Origin of the sequence: Agromyces mediolanus, assembly GCF_014648575.1 — a bacterium.
Classification (GTDB): Bacteria; Actinomycetota; Actinomycetes; order Actinomycetales; family Microbacteriaceae; genus Agromyces; species Agromyces mediolanus.
In genome coordinates this window covers 697,736-716,311 of record NZ_BMRJ01000002.1, presented here as the reverse complement: position 1 = coordinate 716,311, position 18,576 = coordinate 697,736, and the positions used below count along the sequence as shown (strand labels likewise).

Below are 18,576 nucleotides of genomic sequence, written 5' to 3'. Positions count from 1 at the left end.
TAGCGGGTAGGCTGCAGATCTCGATACTGAGTATGGAGGTGAGCGACGATGCTCGACCTGCGTCAGCTGCGCGCCCTGCGCGCGGTCGAGGAGCACGGCTCGCTCGCCCAGGCGGCACGGGCGCTCGACTGGAGCCAGCCGACCGTCTCGCACCATCTCGCCGCGCTCGGCCGGGTCACGGGGGCGCCGGTGATCGCGAGCGATTCGGCGGGCACCCGGCTGACCGAGGCCGGCCGAGCCTGGCTGCCGCACGCGGTCGCGATCACGGAGCGCGCCGACCGGGCGCTCACCGAGGTGCAGGACGCGCTCGAGGCGGGGCGGCGCACGGTGCGCTTCGGGGTGTTCCCGACGGCCGCGGCCCGGCTGCTCCCCCAGCTTGTGCGGGCGCTCGACGGACAGGGATGGCGCGTGGAGGCCTTCGAGGCCGAGCTCGACGGCATCGAGGCCGCGCTCGGACGGATGGCGCTCGACGCGGCCGTCGTCTACGACACCCCCGGCGAGGCGCCGCACCCGACGCCGGGCCTCACCCGCACCCGGCTGTTCACGGAGCGCTTCTCGCTCGTGCTGCCGGCGGGGCATCCGCTGAGCGAGGGCGGGCCGGTGCCGCTGCGGGCGCTCGCCGGCACCCCGTGGATCATCGGCACGAAGGACGACGACCCGGTCGACGCGGCGTTCCGCGCCGCGGCGCGACGGGCGGGCTTCGAGCCCGTGATCGGCCCGCGCAGCGACGACTACCGGGTGGTCGTCGAGTACGTCGCGGCCGGGCTCGGGGTCGCCCTCGTGCCCGAGCTCGCGCTGCCGGTGTGGCGCGACGACCTCGTGCTCGCCCCGCCGGCGGGGCTCCGGCTCTCGCGCGAGGTCTCGCTCGTCACCGCGGCGACGATGGAGCCGGGGCTGCGCGAGGCCCTGTCGGCGGCGCTCGGCGCGGGCGCGGCGGGCGAGCGCGAGCCCGCCTAGCGCCCGAGCGCCCGAGCGGACCTAGAGCACCGCGCCGATCATGGCCTCGCCGAGCGGCGTGCGCAGGTGCAGCACGCTCGTGCCGTCGCGGCGGCTCGCGACGAGCCCGGCGTCGCGGAGCACCGTGAGGTGGTGCGAGGCGGTCGAGACGGCGAGCCCGGCGTCGGCGGCGACCTGCGAGGTGCTTCGGGCGCTGTGCGCCGAGAGCAGGATGCCGGCGCGGGCGGGGCCGAGCAGTGCGCCGAGCGCGGCCTCGATGGACGCGGGGTCGCGCGCCCAGCGCTCGGTGACCCCCTGCGCCGGGTAGAACACGGTCGGCTGGGCGGGCGGTTCGGTGAGCACCATGCAGCCGAGGGAGCTCATCACCGAGGGCACGAGCACGAGCCCGCTCCCCCGGCAGTCGAGCGCCTCACGGTGCAGGCGCAGCTGCACCCGCACCGAGCCCTCGCTCCAGCGCACCGAGGGGTGCAGCTCGTCGATCATGCTGGCGAGTCCCGCGGTCGCGACGCGGCGCGAGCGCACGGCGATGTCGGCGCGCAGGATCCGCTCGAGCTGCGGCCAGACGGGGGCGAGCGCGGCATCCCACACCGCGTCCCAGGCGTCCGCGACCATCGCGCGCGCCCGCTCGGGCGCGGCGATCATCCGCCGCAGCGCGGCCTGCCTGGCCCCTTCGGACCGCAGCACCATCTTCTCGAGGTCGACGAGCATGGGCTCGATGGGCGCGCGGCGGATGGCCTCGGCCTCGTCGGCCGGCTCGAGGTCCCAGGCGGGATCGGAGGTGAGGAAGTCGGGCAGGTAGCCGTCGACGCCGATGAGCACGGCGAGGAGTTCGAACGGCTCGCGCGGCAGGCGTTCGCGCACCGCCCGCAGCCAGCCCCACTGCAGCGGATGCTCCGCCGGGCGCTGCAGCACGCGCACCGCGTGCGCGAGTTCGTGGCCGGGCGAGACGCCGAAGCGGATCGCGGAGACGTCTCCGGGGGCCAGCCGGAAATCCACGAAGTTTCGATCCACATCGAAAGACTACCGAGCGCGGATGCCTCGGGCGGAAGCTCATGGCATGTCAGCACACATCGTCACCGCCGAGGAACTCCGCATCGGCACCCGCGGCACGCGCCGCTTCGAGGGCCGCGAGCACGAGGCCGCCATCTCGTACTTCTTCGTCGACAACCAGCCCGGCGAGGGCGCCGAGCGGCACTGGCATCCGTACCACGAGACGTGGCTCGTCATCGAGGGCACCGCACGTGCCACGATCGGGGACGAGGAGCTCGAACTGCACGACGGCGACACCGCCACCGTGCCGCCGAACACCTGGCACGGCTTCGTGAACGCCGGGCCGGGCAAGCTGCGCCTCATCGGCATCCACGCCTCCGACACCATCGTCCAGACCTCCTGACCACCCGCCGACCACCGACCACCGACCACCAGGGAGCACCGCATGTCGTTCCAGAGCTACCTCGACAACATCGAGACGAAGACGGGGCTGACGCCCCGCCAGTTCCTCGAGCTGGCCCACGAGCAGGGCTTCGACGAGACCACCAAGGCCGCGCCGATCGTGGCCTGGCTGAAGGCCGACTACGGCCTCGGCCAGGGCCACGCCATGGCGCTCGTGCACGTCATCACCAAGGGGCCGAAGATCAGCCAGAAGCACGTCGGCACCGACGGCGTGCACCGCGACGCCACCGACACGCTCTGGCTCGACGGCAAGGACACGAACCCGAACCGCTGAGTTCACCGCGCATTCACCGCCGCACTCCCGACCGTCCTCCTTCGGCTCCTAGCTTCGCTCTGGCGCTGCGGTCCCGACGCCCGCTCCACAGCTCGGGCGGCCCGGCGCCAGACGGAGGACACGCGTTGAAGAAGCACTACGCACTCGGTGCGCTCGCCCTGTCGACCGCGGTCGTGCTCGGCCTCGCCGGCTGCGCCGGCGGCTCGGCCGACGCCGCGGGCGGCGACGGCGGGACGGATGCCGCGACGGCCACGAGCCTCGCCGACTTCGGCGATCTCGCCGCGCTCGAGGAGGCCGCGAAGGCCGAGGGCCAGCTGAACGTCATCGCGCTGCCGCGCGACTGGGCGAACTACGGCGAGATCCTCGACCTCTTCGCCGAGAAGTACCCGGAGATCACGATCAACGAGGCCTCCCCCGACGCGTCCAGCGCCGAGGAGATCCAGGCCGCCGAGACGAACGCGGGCCTCGACACCGCACCCGACGTGTTCGATGTCGGCCTCACCGTCGCGCTGCAGAACACGAAGCAGTTCGCGCCGTACCAGGTCGCCACCTGGGACGACATCCCCGCCGAGCTGAAGGAGCCCTCCGGCCTCTTCGTCGGCGACTACGGCGGGTACATGTCGATCGGCTACGACTCGGCGAAGTACGCCGAGCCGGCGAGCCTCGACGCGCTGCTCGGCGCCGACTACAAGGGCGCCGTCGCGATCAACGGCGACCCGACCCAGGCGGGCGCCGCGTTCGCCGCCGTGGGCCTCGCGACCGTGCAGTCGGACGGCACCCTCGACGACTTCCAGCCCGGCATCGACTTCTTCCAGCAGCTGAATCAGGCGGGCAACCTGCTGAAGGTCGACGTCACGACCGCGACGGTCACCTCGGGCGAGACCCCCGTCGTCTTCGACTGGGACTACCTGAACGCCGCGCACACGGCCGACAACCCGAGCTGGAAGACGGTGATCCTCCCGGGCACCGGCTACGCCGGCTACTACAACCAGGCCATCAACGCGGACGCCCCGCACCCGGCGGCGGCCCGGCTCTGGCAGGAGTTCCTCTACAGCGACGAGGTGCAGAACCTCTGGCTGAAGGGCGGCGCCCGCCCCGTCCGCGCCGAGGCCATGGCCGACGCCGGCACCATCGACCAGAAGCTCTTCGACGCGCTCCCCGAGGCGCCGGAGGACACGGTCGTGCCGACCGAGGAGCAGTCGACGAACGCCGGCACCCTGCTCGGCGAGAAGTGGGCTGCGGCGGTCGGCTGAGCATGACCGTCGCCGCTCCCGCGGCACCGCTCGTCGACGCCGCCGGGACGGAGGAGCTCCCTCCGCCCCGGCGGCGCCTCGGCTCCGGCGCCGCGGCGGTGCTCGGCCTCGTGCCCTTCGCCGCCTACCTGCTGATCTTCCTCGCTCTGCCCACGGTCCTGACCGTCGCGAGCGGCTTCGTCGACGACGACGGGAGCTTCACGCTCTCGAACGTCGCCGCCCTCGTCGACCCGGTGATCGTGCAGACCTTCGCGAACTCCGCCTGGCTCTCGGCGCTCACCGCCGTGGGCGGCGCGCTCCTCGGCGCGCTCGCCTGCTACGCGATGGCGGGACTGCCAGAGACCGGTCGCACCCGCCGGCTCGTCGACGCCGCGAGCGGGGTGCTCGCGCAGTTCGGCGGCGTCATGCTCGCCTTCGCCTTCATCGCGACGATCGGCCTGCAGGGGCTCGTCACGCTCACCCTGAAGGACCGCCTCGGCATCGACCTGTTCGCCGAGGGCGCCTGGATCTACGGCCTGCCCGGGCTCATCCTGCCCTACCTCTTCTTCCAGGTGCCGCTCATGGTGATCACCTTCATGCCCGCCATGAGCGCGCTCCGCCCGCAGTGGGCCGAGGCGAACCTCACGCTCGGCGGCACCCGCCCGGGCTTCTGGCGGCACATCGGCATCCCCGTCCTCGCCCCGTCGTTCCTCGCGAGCCTGCTGCTGCTGTTCGCGAACGCGTTCTCCTCGTACGCGACCGCCGCGGCCCTCGCGAGCCAGGGCTCGCAGATCGTGCCGCTGCAGATCCGCACCGCGCTCACGAGCGAGACGCTCCTCGGCCGGGAGAACCTCGCCGGCGCCCTCGCGCTCGGCATGATCGTCGTGATGGCGGTGACGATGTCGCTCTACGCCCTCGTGCAGCGCCGCGCCGCCAGGTGGCAGCGATGACTGCCCGCGGCTTCGCCCCGCACCCCGCCGTGCGCTGGCTGATCGGGCTCGCGATCATCGTGCTGTTCGCGATCCCGATCGTGTCGATGGCGGAGTACACGCTCCGTGACGCGACGACGGGCGGCCACTCCCTCGTGCACTGGATCGAGCTCTTCGACCCGGCGAAGGCGGGCACGTACCGGCCCATCTGGACCGGCCTCGGCAACTCGGTCGTGCTCGCCGTCGTGACCGTCGCGATCGTGCTGCTGCTCGCGCCCACGATGGTGCTCGTCGAGCTGCGCTTCCCCAAGCTGAAGCGCCCGTTCGAGTTCCTCGCGCTGCTCCCCATCTCGATCCCCGCGATCGTGCTCGTCGTCGGCCTCGCCCCGATCTACCTCGCCATCGGCCGCACGATCGGCACCGGCATCTGGCCGCTCGCCTTCGCCTACGGCGTCACCGTGCTGCCGTTCGCGTACCGGGCCATCCAGGCCGCGATCGACGCGACCGAGCTGCGCGTCCTCGCCGAGGCGGCCCGTTCGCTCGGCGCGAGCTGGCCCGCGGTGCTGCTGCGCGTGCTCGCCCCGAACCTCCGCCCCGGGCTGCTCGCCGCCTCGCTCATCTCCGTCGCGGTCGTGCTCGGCGAGTTCACGATCGCCTCGCTGCTGAACCGGCAGAACCTGCAGACGGCGCTCGTCGTCGTCGGCAAGCAGGACCCGTACGCCTCGGTCATCCTCTCTCTCCTCGCGCTCGCCTTCGCCTTCGTGCTGCTCGTCGCCATCGGGCGCATCGGCGGCGGGGCCCCGCGCGCCCGACGCTCCAGCCGACCCCCGAAGGACCAGCCATGACCGACACCGCCATCGCGACCGCCGACAACGCGATCCTCGCCGGGGCCCGCACCGGCTCGGCCGTCGCCTTCGAGGGCGTCGTCAAGGACTACGGGCGGACCCGGGTGCTGCACGGCCTCGACCTCGCCATCCAGCCCGGCGAGTTCGTCTCCCTGCTGGGTCCCTCCGGCTGCGGCAAGACGACGGCGCTGCGGGTGCTCGCCGGGCTCGAGCGCGCGAACGGCGGCACCGTGCGCATCGGCGGCGCCGACGTCTCGGCGGTGCCGACGAACCGCCGCGACCTCGGCATGGTGTTCCAGGCGTACTCGCTCTTCCCGCACCTCGACGTCACCGCGAACACCGCCTTCGGGCTGCGGATGCGGAAGATCGCCAAGCGCGAGGCCGCCGAGCGGGTGCGGGACGCCCTCGCCCTCGTCGGGCTCACCGGCTTCGGCGAGCGCTTCCCGCACCAGCTCTCGGGCGGGCAGCAGCAGCGCGTGGCCCTCGCCCGCGCGCTCGTCACCGAGCCCCGGGTGCTGCTGCTCGACGAGCCGCTCTCGGCGCTCGACGCGAAGGTGCGCGTGACCCTGCGCGACGAGATCCGCCGCATCCAACTGCGCCTCGGCATCACGACCGTGTTCGTGACCCACGACCAGGAGGAGGCCCTCGCCGTCTCCGACCGGATCGCGGTGATGAACGCCGGGCGCATCGACCAGATCGGCACGCCGGAGGAGCTCTACCTGCGGCCCGCGACGGCGCACGTCGCCGAGTTCGTCGGCCTGTCGAGCGTGCTGCCGTGCACCGTCGACGGCGGGGTCGCGGAGGTGCTCGGCATCCGCCTCCCCATCGTCGGCGAGTCGGCGGATGGCTCGGCCGAAGCGTTCGTGCGGCCGGAGAACGTGCGCCTCGGCGGACCGATCGACGCCGTGGTGCTCGAGAGCACCTTCCTCGGCAGCGTGCGGCGCACCGTGCTCCGCACCGCGGGCGGGCAGCTGCTGCGCATGCAGCACGCGGTCGGCGAGCGGGTGGAGTTCGACGAGCGGGTGACGCTCGGCATCGAGCCCGCGCCCGTCGCGGTGCGCCCGCGGGAGGGATGACCCGGGCTGCCCGGCTGCGCGCCCGCTCCCAGGCGGAGGCTCTAGGCTCGGAGCACCGCCTTCCGTCGATCCCGCAGAGGAGTCCGTCCGCCATGAGCGATGCCGCGAACCTTGACGTCTTCACCCGCCGCGAGTCCGAGGTGCGCGGCTACGTGCGCGCCTTCCCGACCGTGTTCGACCGTGCGAGCGGCTCGACCATCATCGACGCCGACGGGCGCGAGTACCTCGACTTCTTCGCGGGCGCGGGCGTGCTGAACTACGGGCACAACAACCCGGCGTTCACCGAGGCGCTCATCGCCGAGCTCGAGCGCGGCGGCATCATGCACGGCCTCGACATGGCCACCTCCTCGAAGCGCGCCTTCATCGAGGCCTTCGAACGCCTCGTGCTCGAGCCCCGCGGCTTCGACCACAAGCTCCAGTTCACCGGCCCGACCGGCGCGAACGCCGTCGAGGCCGCCCTCAAGGTCGCCCGGCAGGCGACCGGCCGGCAGACCATCGTGGCGTTCACGAACGCCTTCCACGGGCTGAGCCTCGGCGCGCTCGCCGCGACGGGCAACAGCCACTACCGCGGCGCCGCCGGCGTCGGCCTCGACGACGTCGTGCGCCTGCCCTACGACGGCTACCTCGGCGACGGCGTCGACACCCTCGACCTGCTCGAGAAGATGCTCGACGACCCGGGCTCGGGCCTCGACCTGCCCGCCGCCGTCATCGTCGAGGCGGTGCAGGGCGAGGGCGGCATCAACGTCGCGAGCGTGCCGTGGCTGCAGCGGCTGCGGGCGATCACGGCGGAGCGCGGCATCCTGCTGATCCTCGACGAGATCCAGGCCGGCGTCGGCCGCACCGGCACCTTCTTCGCCTTCGAGGCCGCGAACATCGTGCCCGACCTCGTGACCGTCTCGAAGTCGATCTCGGGCTCCGGCCTGCCGATGTCGCTCGTGCTGCTGCGCCCCGAGGTCGACGTCTGGCAGCCGGGTGCGCACACCGGCACCTTCCGCGGCAACAACCTCGCCTTCGTCACCGCGCGCGTCGCGCTCGAACGCTACTGGGCCGACGACGCCTTCACGAGCGAGGTGGCCCGCAAGTCGGTGTTGCTGCGCGGCGAGCTGGAGGCGATCGCGGCCGAGCACCCCGAGCTCGAGCTCCGCGTGCGCGGCCGCGGCCTCATGTACGGCCTCGTCTGCGAGCTCGACCGCGGGCTCGCCGGCCGCATCTCGAAGGCGGCGTTCGCGCGCGGCCTCGTGATCGAGACCTCGGGCGCGCACGACGAGGTGCTGAAGTTCCTGCCCGCGCTGACCATCACCGACGAGGAACTGCGCCGCGGCCTGGAGATCGTGCGCGAGAGCCTCGCCGAGGTCAAGGGGCAGTAACCCCACCTCGCGCGGCAGGATACCGGGCGCCCCGGTTCGGAGCTACCATGCACGCATGGACCGGAACGAGGGCGGCGGCATCCCGCCGTCGAGCGAGCCGCCGTTCCAGGCCGTCAGCCCGAACCTCGACCGCTTCTCGCGCTCGTCGCTCGACCCTGGCACGCTGAGCCGTCGCCGCATCGTGCGCACGGGCGTCGCGCTCGGGGCGCTGCTGCTCGCCATGGTGGCGTGCATCGGCTGGTGGATCGCGCTCGGCTGAGCCGAGCGCCCGTCAGGATCGCGCCGCGCTAGGCCTCGAGCCCGGTGCCCTCGAGCCCCGTGTCGGCGAGGTGGCGCGCGCCGTGGCTGAGCACCTTGACGACGACGCCGCGGCGGCGGAGCTCGGCGAGCGTGCGCAGCTCTTCGTCGACGTCGCGGCCGAGCGCGTGCACGGTGGCGACCACGAGCACGTCGCCGCTCTTGAGCGTGCCGAAGAAGCGCGCGAGCCGCTGCTCCCACGACTCGGACAGGTTCTCGGGAGCCGGGTGACGGAAGTCGGAGATGGCGACCCCGAAGTGCGTGAGGTCGTCGCGCTGCTCGACGATCGAGGGCATGTCGTCGCGCGAGACGACGAGGCCGACGAGTCGCGAGCCGGCCGGGCGGGCCATCCACCAGTGCCCGTCGCGCTGCAGCTCGACGAAGCAGTCGGGGCACTCGATGGCGGCGTGGATCGCCTCGGCCTCGGCCATGGATCCCGTGTTCGTCTCGCTCATCGCTCGCTCCTCGTCAGTTTCGACCCTCCCTCCAGGGTACGGCCTCCCGCCGACACTCGGAGAGGCATCCCGTCCCCGTCGGACGGGAGCGCCGCCGACCGCCGAGCCGCCCTCGACGTCTACGTGTAGAAGCGGTCGCCGGGGTCCGGGCACGCTCGCTTGAGTTCCTTCTCCTCGGATGCACTCAGCTGCGCTTGCGTGAAGACTTCGAAGTACGGCAGCCACAAGCTGGCCGGGTCGCTCGTGAACGTCTCCACCCAGACCTGCTCGGACGGCGGCTCGCTCACGGAGTAGCCTTGCGCGATCAGGCAATCCCGCGCCTCGACTTCGCGCGCGTACCGCTCCCGGATCGCGCTCTCGGTCATCTCCGGAATCGGATAGTTGAGGTCCACCTGGGCCTGGCAGTCGGCGAAGTCCGTGTCGTACTGCTCCGATTGCGCGGCGGGGACCTCCCCGCTCATGCTGCCGTCGTCCGCCACGGTGAGGTTCACCCAGCCCGCGTCCACCATGCAGTCGTACATCGCCTGGCTGAGGACCTGCGAAACGGTCCGCCCGCCGAGCAGGCCTTCGGAGTCGACCTCGCTCAAATAGCCGTAGTCCGCGGCACTGCTCGGATCCGAACGTTCGTCGGGCGGGGATGCCTGACCCGAGCAAGCGGCGAGGAGAACCGCGGTGCTCGCGATCACCGCCGCGACGACGCAGCGGAACGCGGCGCGATCCGCCATGCCCGCCGTCAGCCGCACGACGCGGACGCCGCCGCGACGCTCGGGGCACTGACACCCCAGTTGCCGGCCTGCTGGGTGGAGTACCAGTTGCGCGCGACGTTGGTGCCGAGCGTGGCACTGGAGCGCCAGTCGTTCACGTTCACCGCGGTGCTCCCCGACCTCGCCAGGCTCATGATTCCCCGATTCTGTTCGGCCGGGCGTCGATGCCGCGACACACAAAACATAACGTTTGGTTGGATTGTTTTGCAATGGCTATGCTCGACGCCATGGCCGCGGTCGCCGACGAGCCCTCGGCGCGAGCCGGAGACTGATCGTTCGCCTGCTCCTGATTCAGACCCTGATCCTCGCCCTCACCGGCGCACTCATCGGGACAACGGTCTCGGTCCTCGTCCTCGAGCTCGGTTCGGACCCGCTTCCGCCGCCGGCGTACCTGTTCAGTGTCGGCGTCCTCTCGGTCGCAGTCGCCGTGCTCGCGAGCGTGATCCCCGCCATCGTCGCCTCTCGACGCGAACCGGTTGCGGAACTGCGCGTTCCCTAGCGGGCGACACCCGCGCGACGCGACCGCCGTGGCGTCGCGCAGCGTTGTCCGAGACTCAGCCCGCCTCGGCGAGGAACTCCGCCGCGCCCTCGCGGAAGACCCGCGAGCCCGGCGCGTTGAAGTGGTGCCGGCCGGGCACCTCGAGGAAGCTCGCGGCCGGAGTCGCCTCGGCGAGACGCTTCGACTGCGGCAGGATGGCGTCCTCCGAGCCGGTCGCGAACAGCACCGGCTGCCGGGGCGGCCGGGCCGGGTCGGGATCCGCATCGCCGCCCGCCATCCCCTCGGCGAGCGCGATGAGCGCGAGCAGGTCGTTGCCCGGCACCCGCTCGGCGAGCGAGACGTAGCTGCGGGTCACCCGGTCCTCGACGGGCGTGCCGTGCTCGGCGTAGGCGCGGGCCTGCTCGGTCTTCAGCCGGGCGAGCGGGCGGCCGTCGGGGATGCCGCCGAGCACCGCCCGGGAGACGTGCTCCGGCGCCTGCACGGCGAGCTGCCAGCCGACGCGGGCGCCGAGCGAGTAGCCCGCGTAGCGCACGCCGTCGAGCAGATACGTGTCGAGCACCGTCACGAGGTCGGTGACGAAGGCCGACATCCGGTACGCCTCGGGATCGTGCGGATGGCCGCTCGCGCCGTGTCCGCGCTGGTCGACGCCGAGCACGCGGAAGCCCGCGCCGAGGAGCTGGCGCACCCACCCCGTCTCGACCCAGTTGTCGCGGCAGCTCGAGGCGAAGCCGTGCACGCAGAGCACGGTCGGCGCGTCCTCGTCGCCCCAGGAGTAGGTGGCGATGCGGGTGCCGTCGGGGGCGAGCACGAACTGCGGGGCGGGCAGCTCGGTGCGCTCCGGGATCTTCGCGTCCATCAGCCTTGGAAGTCCTCCGGGTCGACGTCGTCGAGGAAGCGCTTGAACTCCTCGAGCTTCGCCTCGTCGGCGGCGGACGGCGGCGCGTCGGGATCGGCGGCGGATGCGGCATCCGCCTCGTCCTCGTCGTCGTCCGCACCCGCGGTGAGCGCCGCGGGGATCGCCGCGTCCTCGAAGACCGACTCGTCGACGACGATCTCGGCGCCGGCGCGCACCGCGAGCGCGATCGCGTCGCTCGGCCGGGCGTCGACAAGTCGGGGGCCGTTGCCGGTGACGAGGGTGAGCTCGGCGTAAAAGGTGCCGGCGTCGAGCTTGGTGATCTCGGCGCGGGCGATGCGGGCGCCGAGCAGATCGATGAGCGTGGTCGTGAGATCGTGCGTGAGCGGGCGCGGCGTGCGCTCGTCGTTGATGGCGACGAGGATCGAGTTCGCCTCCTGCGCGCCGATCCAGATCGGCAGCACCCGCGGTTCGCCGGGGCCGTCGACGAGCGGCTTCAGCAGCACGAGATGCTGCCCCGCCTGGTCGAGCGCGACTCCGAGCACGCGCATCATGATCATGCCGCCACCTCCCCTCCCATGGTAGGCGGCGCTGCCGTGCTGCGGTCGGCCCCGCCGATTCCGGGGAGTCGGCGATTCAGGACGCCAGTCGGATCCAGGCGAGCGCGGCGTCGACGGCGTCGGCCGGGTCGTCGGGCGCGTCGCCCGGCGTCGCGCGCTCGGCCCACGCCCGGAGGGCGGCGAAGGTGGCCGCTTCGTAGGCTGCGGCGAGTGCGGCGCAGACGGCCGGGCCGGCCGCGGGCAGGCGTTCGGCGAGGTGGGCGGCGAGCCGCGCCGTCCACATCCGGTTCGCGGCGGCCGCGGTGGCGACGAGCTCGGGCTCCGCGGCGATGAGGCGGAACCATGCGGCGGCGCTGCGCCGCACGTGCTCGTCGTGCGAGACGGAGGCGACGATCGCCCGGCGGACGGCGACGGCAGCGTCGGGTTCGTCGCGGAACTCGGCGATCGCCTGCTCCAGCCGCTCGTTCGCGGCTTCGACGCCGGCCCAGGCGATGCGGTCGCGAGTGCCGAAGTGGCGCATCAGGGTGCGCGCGCTCACGCCGGTGGCTTCGGCGAGCTCCTTCCACCCCGTCTCGGTGTAGCCGCGATCGGACCAGAGCAGGAACGCGGCCTCGGTGACGGCCCCGACGTCGACGACGCTGGGGCGGCCGCGGCCTCGAGTCATCCGATCCTCCCCATCCGTCCGATTATTGGCGTATCGTGTCAAATATACGGCATCACCCCAGCCGTCCCGTGAAATCGGAAGGACACCCCATGACTCGCACCTACGTCGTGACGGGCTCGGCCTCCGGCATCGGCGCCGCCACGAAGGGCGCGCTCGAGGCCACAGGCCACCGCGTCATCGGCATCGACCTGCGCGGCGCCGACGTCGAAGCCGACCTCTCCACCCCCGAGGGCCGCACCGAGGCCGCCGCCCGCGCGCTCGAGCTCGCCGGCGGCGTCGTCGACGGCGCCATCGCCTGCGCCGGCATCTCGGCCCCCGTCCCCGCGACCATCGCCGTGAACTACTTCGGCGTCGTCGAGGTGCTCACCCAGCTGCTGCCCGGGCTCGCGAAGTCCGACGCGCCGCGCGCGGCGGTCGTCTCCTCGATGGCCTCGCTGCAGCCGAACTCCGCCGAGCTCGTCGAGGCGGCGCTCGCGGGCGACGAGGCCCGCGCGCTCGCCGTCGCCGGCGAGCTCGCGGCACAGGGCCCCGAGGTCGGCTACCTCGTATACCCGTCGTCGAAGCGTGCGCTCTCGCGCTGGGTGCGCCGCGCCTCGATCACCCCCGAGTGGGCCGGCGCCAGCATCCCGCTGAACGCGGTCGCCCCCGGCACCGTGATCACGCCGATGACGGCCGGGCTCCTCGAGACCCCCGAGGGCCGCGCGATGGTGGATGCCGCGGTGCCGATGCCGCTCAACTCGCACCAGCCGCCCGAGTCGATCGCGAACCTGCTCGTCTGGCTCACGAGCGAGCAGAACACGCACATGGCCGGCCAGACGATCTACTGCGACGGCGGCGCCGACGCGACGCTCCGCGGCGACGACATCTGGTCCTGGAACGACCCCGCCTGAGCCACCCAGCCTCACCCGAGTTGCCCGACTTCCATGAGAGTCGGGCAACTCGGGGTGGGGTGGAGCGGTTGGCTCAGCCGCCGATCGCGCGCACGAGCGTCGTGCTGATCTCGTCCTCCCGGAACGCGAGCTCGGCGCAGCTCACGGTCTCGCCCGTGTCGGAGATCGCGAGCTGCCGCGTGCGCAGCTGCGGCGCGCCGGGCTCGCGACCCAGCAGCCGGGCGGTCTCCTCGTCGCACGCCACCGCTTCGAGCGTCGACTCGTACTTCACGATGCGCGCGCCGTTCAGGCGCAGGAACCGCGGCAGGTCCATGCCGAGGTCGGCGAGCTCGGTGGGGTTCAGCCGCCCGCCCGGCAGCTCGAGCGGCAGGAAGTCTCGCATCACCATCGCCGGCGCCCCGTTGATCGCGAGCGTGCGGGTCACCCGCCAGAGCTTGCCGTCGGGGCCGAGTCGTTCCGGCGCGAGCGCCTCGGCGACCCACGCGGGCGGCACCAGGTGGTCCACGGCGAAGGCCGCGAGGCTCGCCGCCCGCCCGCTCGCGTCGATCTGCCCGGGCAGCGAGCCGATGTCGTCGAGGGCGACGTAGATCCGCCGGAACGGGCCCGCCGAGGCATCCCGCGGCCGCGCCGCGATGAAGGTGCCCGCGCCCCAGCGGCGCACGATCGCACCCTCGTACCAGAGTCGGTCGAGCACCTCGCGCACCGTGACCCGGCTGACGCCCGCGAGCTCGGCGAGCTCCGCCTCGCTCGGCAGCCGGTCGCCCGCGACGCCCCCGTCGAGCAGCGCACGGATCGCGGCTTCGGCGGCGGTGACCTTGCTCGAGGCGGGCATGGCTCCCATTATCGCGGCGGCCCGCCGCTCACCACGCGCCGATGCGGTACAGCTCGCGCGGCGTGTTCGGGAAGCCCTCCGCGATGATGAGCTCCGTCAAGCGGGCGAACAGCTCATCGCGCGTCGACCGCCAGGCCGGATCGGCCGCGAGGTTGTGCTGCTCATCCGGATCGGCGACCAGGTCGAACAGCTGCTCGCCGCCGCCGTCCGGGAAGTAGGTGAAGCGGAAGCGCTCGGTGCGCACCGTGCGCGCCCACGAGGAGGGCCGGGCCTCGACGTGGCTGTTGTTCGACTGGATGTACACGGCGTCGCGGGCGGATGCCTCGGCCGCTCCGCCGCCCGGCGCGCCGAGCACGCTCGGCAGCAGCGAGCGGCCGTGCAGCATCGGCAGCCGCCGCTCCCCCGCGCGGGTGTGCTGCGGCAGCGTCGGCGGCTCGACGCCGGCCCAGTCGTACACGGTCGCGGCGATGTCGGTGTGCTCGGCGAGCTCGGCGCGCGGGCCCGGCACGGCGCCCGGCGCGGCGACGACGAGCGGCACCCGGATGCAGGGGTCGTAGTGCCGCTCCCACTTGCCGAGCAGGCCCTGGTCGTGCAGCAGCTCGCCGTGGTCGGAGGTGAAGAGGAAGAGGGCTCCCTCGAGCCGCCCCGCCTCGGCGAGCGCCCGGCGGACCCGGCCGAGCTCGTGGTCGAGGTGCGCGAGGTCGGCGAAGTAGAGCTGCCGCTGCCGGCGCCAGTCGGCGTTCGCGTAGCTCGGCTCGCGGTAGCGCTCCTGGGCGAAGTACGGGATCGGCCGCTCGGCCCACTCGGCGGGCACGGGCTCGGGGATCGCGTCGACGTCGACCCGGTCGACGAACTCGGCGGGCGGGGCGAAGGGGTTGTGCGGCTGCACGTAGGAGATGTGCGCGAAGAGGTCTCGCTCGCCGCCCTCGGCGAGGAACGCGCAGGCGCGGTCCGTGATCCACGCGGTCTGCGAGACCTCGGCGGGGAACGGCAGCTCGTACGCCTCCTCGGTTGACTCGGGGAAGCGCTCCTGGGCGGCGAGGATCCGCGCGCGCAGGTCGACGTGCTCGGGGCCGTAGTCGAGCAGGTCCTCCGACATCGTCATCCACACCGTCGAGAGCGCCGCCTCGTAGTGCTCGGGGTGCTCGCGTTCGACCCAGTCGATCCACTCGCCGGCCCGCAGGTCCTCGGTGTTCGCGACGACGTCGTAGCCGTAGACCGTGTAGTCGGGGGCGAGCTCCTCGAGCTGGGTGACGTGGTGCAGCTTGCCGAAGGCGCCCGTGCGCCAGCCGGCCTCCTGCAGCCCGCGCATGAAGGTGGGCACGCCCGGGTCGAGGTCGTAGCCGCACTCGGTGACGCCGTGGCTCACGTTCGCGAGCCCGGTGGCGATGCTCGCCCGGGACGGGCTGCACACGGGGTTCGTGCTGAACGCGTTGCGGAACGTCGCCCCCTCGGCCTGCAGCGCGTCGAAGTTCGGCAGTTCGACGATGCCCTCGCGGGCCCGCTCGAGCCACTTCGCGGCGAGCTGGTCGACCATGAGCAGCACGATCGTGCGCGGGGCGGTGGGGCGGGTCATACGGCGGATCCTTGGGAGAGCTGACGGGTGGATGCGTCGCCGTCGGCGGCGGGGCTGCGGCGTGCCTCGGCGCGGATGACCCGCGGCGCGAGGAGGGTGCACACGATCATGAGGGCGGTGAGCGCGCCGAGGTAGATCGATACCGAGGTCGTCGTGCCCGTGGCCTCGGTGAGGCTCGCGGCGATGAGCGGGGTGAGCCCGCCGCCGAGCACGGCGGCGATCTGGAACCCGAGCGAGATGCCCGTGTACCGCACCCGAGCGGGGAACAGCTCGAAGAAGAGCGCCGCCTGCGCACCGTAGGCCACGCCGCCGAGGGCGCCGACGACGGGCATCACGGCGAGGATGAGGGGCACCGAGCCGGTCGCGCCGATGCCGAACATCAGGAACGGGGCGATGAGGATGAGCACGGCGCCGACGAGGTAGGCGCGGGTTCGGCCGATCCGGTCGGAGAGCCAGCCGCCGAGGAGCGTCGCGAGCAGGTAGCCGGCGGCCGCGACGAGGTTCGCGAGCGTCGCCGTCGCCGGGGCGATCTGCATCTGGTTCACGAGGTAGGAGACGAAGAAGACGCCCTGGGTGAAGCCGAAGGCGGCGACCGAGATGTACATGCCGATGGCGACGAGCACCATGCGCCAGTGCTTGCGCAGCGTCTCGAGCACGGGCACCTTGGGCGGCGCGGCGACCGCCTCGCGCTCGCGGAACGCGGGCGACTCCTCGATCTTCGAGCGGATGATGAGGCCGACGGCGACGAGCACGACACTGAACAGCAGCGGGATGCGCCAGCCCCACGCGTCGATCTGCTCGGGGGTGAGCAGCACGAAGAGCAGGGTGACGACGCCCGTGGAGAGCATGATGCCGAGGCCGCTGCCGGTCTGCACCGCCGAACCGAAGATGCCGCGCCGGCGCTCGGGGGCGGACTCCATCATGAGGGTGATCGCGCCGCCCCACTCGCCGCCGATGCCGAGGCCCTGCACGAAGCGCAGCAGCACGAGCAGCACGGGCGCGAGCGCGCCGACCTGGGCGTAGGTCGGCAGAAGCCCCATCAGCATCGTCGCGATGCCCATGGTGAGCAGGCTCGCGACGAGCATGGGCTTGCGGCCGATGCGGTCGCCGAAGTGGCCGAAGACGATGCCGCCGATCGGGCGGGCGAGGAAGCCGACGGCGAAGGTCGTGAAGGCGAGGAAGGTGCCGAGCACGGGGTCGTCGGCCGAGAAGAACAGGCGGCCGAAGACGACGGCGGTGAGCGTGCCGTAGACGTTGAAGTCGTAGAACTCGATCGCGTTGCCGACGACGGTCGCGGCGGTGAGCCGGGCCATCGGGGTGCGCGAGCCGGGGGAGGCGAGCTGGCTGGTCACGGGAATCTCCTTCGATTCGAACCGAGAGGTATAGACGTCTTGTGCAGGCCGAGCGTAAGCCCTTCCAGGGATGACGTCAAGATCGACTTCTCCGTCGATTCGAAAGAGGTATGGATGTCTCCGCGTCGTGCCGCCCGCACGCGGAAGGGCGCGGCATCCGATCGGATGCCGCGCCCCTCGTGCGCGCGTGGCCTGCGGGCCGAGCCTCAGGCCTTGCTCAGGCCGTAGATCGGGCTCTTCGCCTGCTCCGCCTCGTGGTCCGGGCCGAGCGGGATGCCGCTGCGGTCGCGCAGCAGCAGGCTCGCCACGAGCCCGAGCAGGGTCATGCCCGCGAGGTACCAGGTCACCGACATGGTCGTGCCGGTCGCGTCGACGAGCGCCGTCGCGATCGACGGCGCGAAGGCGCCGCCGAGGATCGCGCCGATCGCGTACGAGATCGAGACGCCCGAGAAGCGGATGGACGCAGGGAACAGCTCCGAGTACAACGCCGCCTGCGGTCCGTAGGTGAAGCCGAGGCCGATCGTCAGCACCGCGAGGCCCGCGAACAGCAGGCCCACCTCGCCCGTGTTGACGAGCGGGAACAGCGCGAACACCCCGCCGAGCTGCAGCACCCAGCCGATGAGGTAGGTGGTGCGGCGGCCGATGCGGTCGCTGAGCCAGCCGGCGAACCACGTCGAGAGCAGCCAGGTCACGGCGGAGCCCGTGACGGCCCAGAGCACCGGCCCGCGCTCGAGGCCGATCGGGCCATCCGGGTTCGTCGCGTAGTTCTGGATGTAGCCGCCGGTCGTCATGTACCCGACCGCGTTGTTGCCGGCGAAGACGAGCGCCGCGATGATCACGAGCAGCAGGTGCTTGCGGAACAGCTGGATGATCGGCATCCGCGTCTGCTCCTTGCGGTCCGCGATCTCGACGAAGACCGGGCTCTCCTCGACGCTGCGGCGCACGTAGTAGCCGATGAGGATGAGCACGACGCTGAGCAGGAACGGGATGCGCCAGCCCCACTCGAGGAAGGCGTCGCCCGGGGCGATGATCGCCATCAGCGCCATCGTGCCCGAGGCGAGCAGGAGGCCGAGCGGCACGCCGATCTGCGGCGAGGCGCCGAAGAGCCCGCGCTTGGTCTTGGGGGCGTGCTCGACGGCCATCAGCACCGCGCCGCCCCACTCGCCGCCCGCCGAGATGCCCTGCACCACGCGGAGCAGGATCAGCAGGATCGGCGCCGCGACGCCGATCGCGGCGTACGTCGGCAGGAGGCCGATGAGGGCCGTGGCGACGCCCATGAGGATGAGCGTCAGCATCAGCACGAGGCGGCGGCCGTACTTGTCGCCGAGGTGGCCGGCGAGGAACGCGCCGAACGGCCGGAACAGGAAGCTGATGCCGACGGTGAGGAACGAGAGCAGCGTGCCGATGCCGGGACCGGCGGGGGCGAAGAACAGCTCGCCGAAGACGAGGCCGGCGGCGGAGGCGTAGATGAAGAAGTCGTACCACTCGACGGTGGTGCCGACCACCGTGGCGAAGACGACGCGCCGGCGGTCGGCGGCCTGGGCGATCGTGCCGGTCGGGGTGAACCCCGGAGGGTGCTCTGCTGCGCTCATGGCTGACTCCTTCGTCTGATCAGGGGCTCGGTGAGCGAGCGCCGCACGATCACCGAGGGCGGTCGCGACGAGGGGGTCGTCGACGACCGGCATCCATGATGATATACGAT

At 72.4% G+C, this 18,576-nt stretch carries 22 protein-coding genes; 11 read left to right on the top strand and 11 right to left on the bottom strand.

Features of this window, described 5'->3' with window-relative positions; all coding sequences use genetic code 11:
- Positions 1-48: 48 nt before the first annotated feature.
- The gene (locus tag IEY71_RS13160) at positions 49-957 is read left to right on the top strand and encodes a LysR family transcriptional regulator (protein ID WP_189085767.1); all 909 of its coding nucleotides are present in this window, start codon (positions 49-51) and stop codon (positions 955-957) included.
- A 21-nt stretch (positions 958-978) separates the two neighbouring features.
- Here the strand turns inward: IEY71_RS13160 and IEY71_RS13155 are convergent, their stop codons facing one another.
- The gene (locus tag IEY71_RS13155) at positions 979-1,968 is read right to left on the bottom strand and encodes an ArsR/SmtB family transcription factor (RefSeq protein WP_189085766.1); all 990 of its coding nucleotides are present in this window, start codon (positions 1,966-1,968) and stop codon (positions 979-981) included.
- 46 nt (positions 1,969-2,014) lie between these two features.
- On the opposite strand from IEY71_RS13155, the gene IEY71_RS13150 reads away from it, so the two are divergent.
- From IEY71_RS13150 to IEY71_RS13115, 8 genes are all read left to right on the top strand, one after another.
- Positions 2,015-2,350, top strand: a complete 336-nt coding sequence (locus tag IEY71_RS13150) for a cupin domain-containing protein (protein ID WP_229781732.1) — start codon at positions 2,015-2,017, stop codon at positions 2,348-2,350.
- A 42-nt stretch (positions 2,351-2,392) separates the two neighbouring features.
- Positions 2,393-2,683, top strand: a complete 291-nt coding sequence (locus IEY71_RS13145; RefSeq protein WP_189085764.1) for a DUF4287 domain-containing protein — start codon at positions 2,393-2,395, stop codon at positions 2,681-2,683.
- Between the two features lie 125 nt (positions 2,684-2,808).
- Positions 2,809-3,936, top strand: coding sequence for an ABC transporter substrate-binding protein (locus IEY71_RS13140; RefSeq protein ID WP_189085763.1), 1,128 nt, complete (start codon positions 2,809-2,811; stop codon positions 3,934-3,936).
- A gap of 2 nt (positions 3,937-3,938) precedes the next feature.
- Positions 3,939-4,865, top strand: coding sequence for an ABC transporter permease (locus tag IEY71_RS13135; RefSeq protein WP_189085762.1), 927 nt, complete (start codon positions 3,939-3,941; stop codon positions 4,863-4,865).
- Positions 4,862-5,689 (top strand): ABC transporter permease, encoded by an 828-nt coding sequence (locus IEY71_RS13130; protein WP_189085761.1) that lies wholly within the window; start codon positions 4,862-4,864, stop codon positions 5,687-5,689. The genes IEY71_RS13135 and IEY71_RS13130 overlap by 4 nt, the downstream gene beginning before the upstream one ends.
- A complete protein-coding gene (locus IEY71_RS13125; RefSeq protein ID WP_189085760.1) occupies positions 5,686-6,765 on the top strand; it encodes an ABC transporter ATP-binding protein in 1,080 nt (359 codons plus the stop codon). The genes IEY71_RS13130 and IEY71_RS13125 overlap by 4 nt, the downstream gene beginning before the upstream one ends.
- 92 nt (positions 6,766-6,857) lie before the next feature.
- Positions 6,858-8,132 (top strand): diaminobutyrate--2-oxoglutarate transaminase, encoded by a 1,275-nt coding sequence (gene ectB / locus IEY71_RS13120; protein WP_189085759.1) that lies wholly within the window; start codon positions 6,858-6,860, stop codon positions 8,130-8,132.
- Between the two features lie 55 nt (positions 8,133-8,187).
- A complete protein-coding gene (locus IEY71_RS13115) occupies positions 8,188-8,391 on the top strand; it encodes a hypothetical protein (RefSeq protein ID WP_189085758.1) in 204 nt (67 codons plus the stop codon).
- Between the two features lie 28 nt (positions 8,392-8,419).
- Here IEY71_RS13115 and IEY71_RS13110 read toward each other — a convergent pair whose 3' ends face one another.
- From IEY71_RS13110 to IEY71_RS13100, 3 genes are all read right to left on the bottom strand, one after another.
- Positions 8,420-8,884, bottom strand: a complete 465-nt coding sequence (locus IEY71_RS13110; RefSeq protein WP_189085757.1) for a recombinase family protein — start codon at positions 8,882-8,884, stop codon at positions 8,420-8,422.
- A 119-nt stretch (positions 8,885-9,003) separates the two neighbouring features.
- Positions 9,004-9,609, bottom strand: a complete 606-nt coding sequence (locus tag IEY71_RS13105; protein WP_229781731.1) for a hypothetical protein — start codon at positions 9,607-9,609, stop codon at positions 9,004-9,006.
- An 8-nt stretch (positions 9,610-9,617) separates the two neighbouring features.
- Positions 9,618-9,782, bottom strand: a complete 165-nt coding sequence (locus IEY71_RS13100) for a hypothetical protein (protein WP_189085755.1) — start codon at positions 9,780-9,782, stop codon at positions 9,618-9,620.
- A gap of 56 nt (positions 9,783-9,838) precedes the next feature.
- Between IEY71_RS13100 and IEY71_RS18615 the strand changes: the two genes are divergently transcribed.
- Positions 9,839-10,147 (top strand): ABC transporter permease, encoded by a 309-nt coding sequence (locus IEY71_RS18615; RefSeq protein ID WP_373292266.1) that lies wholly within the window; start codon positions 9,839-9,841, stop codon positions 10,145-10,147.
- Positions 10,148-10,202: 55 nt separating this feature from the next.
- Here IEY71_RS18615 and IEY71_RS13095 read toward each other — a convergent pair whose 3' ends face one another.
- The 3 genes from IEY71_RS13095 to IEY71_RS13085 all read right to left on the bottom strand — a co-directional run bounded on the left by IEY71_RS13095 (position 10,203) and on the right by IEY71_RS13085 (position 12,224).
- Positions 10,203-11,003, bottom strand: a complete 801-nt coding sequence (locus IEY71_RS13095; RefSeq protein WP_189085754.1) for an alpha/beta fold hydrolase — start codon at positions 11,001-11,003, stop codon at positions 10,203-10,205.
- Positions 11,003-11,560 (bottom strand): bifunctional nuclease family protein, encoded by a 558-nt coding sequence (locus IEY71_RS13090; RefSeq protein ID WP_189085753.1) that lies wholly within the window; start codon positions 11,558-11,560, stop codon positions 11,003-11,005. The genes IEY71_RS13095 and IEY71_RS13090 overlap by 1 nt, the downstream gene beginning before the upstream one ends.
- A gap of 76 nt (positions 11,561-11,636) precedes the next feature.
- Positions 11,637-12,224, bottom strand: a complete 588-nt coding sequence (locus IEY71_RS13085) for a TetR/AcrR family transcriptional regulator (RefSeq protein ID WP_189085752.1) — start codon at positions 12,222-12,224, stop codon at positions 11,637-11,639.
- A gap of 89 nt (positions 12,225-12,313) precedes the next feature.
- On the opposite strand from IEY71_RS13085, the gene IEY71_RS13080 reads away from it, so the two are divergent.
- Positions 12,314-13,114, top strand: coding sequence for an SDR family oxidoreductase (locus IEY71_RS13080; protein WP_189085751.1), 801 nt, complete (start codon positions 12,314-12,316; stop codon positions 13,112-13,114).
- Between the two features lie 73 nt (positions 13,115-13,187).
- Here the strand turns inward: IEY71_RS13080 and IEY71_RS13075 are convergent, their stop codons facing one another.
- From IEY71_RS13075 to IEY71_RS13060, 4 genes are all read right to left on the bottom strand, one after another.
- Complete coding sequence (locus IEY71_RS13075) at positions 13,188-13,946, bottom strand: GntR family transcriptional regulator (protein ID WP_229781730.1); 759 nt, start codon at positions 13,944-13,946, stop codon at positions 13,188-13,190.
- A 28-nt stretch (positions 13,947-13,974) separates the two neighbouring features.
- On the bottom strand, positions 13,975-15,522 hold the full coding sequence (locus IEY71_RS13070; RefSeq protein ID WP_189085749.1) for a sulfatase family protein: 1,548 nt from the start codon (positions 15,520-15,522) through the stop codon (positions 13,975-13,977).
- Positions 15,519-16,874, bottom strand: coding sequence for an MFS transporter (locus tag IEY71_RS13065; protein ID WP_189085748.1), 1,356 nt, complete (start codon positions 16,872-16,874; stop codon positions 15,519-15,521). Before IEY71_RS13065 ends, IEY71_RS13070 begins: the two co-directional genes overlap by 4 nt.
- Positions 16,875-17,080: 206 nt before the next feature.
- Positions 17,081-18,466, bottom strand: coding sequence for an MFS transporter (locus tag IEY71_RS13060; protein ID WP_189085747.1), 1,386 nt, complete (start codon positions 18,464-18,466; stop codon positions 17,081-17,083).
- Positions 18,467-18,576: the final 110 nt, after the last annotated feature.